Here is a 233-nt window from a genome sequence, read left to right as displayed (position 1 = left end):
CCGTGTAGCTTTCCAGGCGGTTGCTCTCCTGCTGACGCATGTCCTTCAACGCTTGTATGCGCTGCGACCATGCCCGCAGTTGGCGTTGCTCCAACGGTGGTGGTGCCCACCGCTTCGGCGACATGGCTGCGCAGTACCGCGCGATCAGGGCCGCATCGGCCTTGTCGGTTTTATTGCGCAGATTTTCACTCTGGCCGAAACCTTTGATGCAGCCCGGATTGACCACACTGACC

Annotated in this window: 1 protein-coding gene; it reads right to left on the bottom strand. The window is 60.5% G+C overall.

Annotation, left to right across the window (positions count from 1 at the left end):
- On the bottom strand, positions 1–233 hold a 233-nt coding region (locus tag GTP55_RS30545; RefSeq protein ID WP_161048275.1), incomplete at both ends, for an IS110 family transposase.

This window comes from Duganella margarita (genome assembly GCF_009857535.1).
Taxonomy (GTDB): Bacteria; Pseudomonadota; Gammaproteobacteria; order Burkholderiales; family Burkholderiaceae_D; genus Rugamonas; species Rugamonas margarita.
Note: the sequence above shows the minus strand (reverse complement) of the source record. Positions and strands in the feature narration are given on the sequence as shown.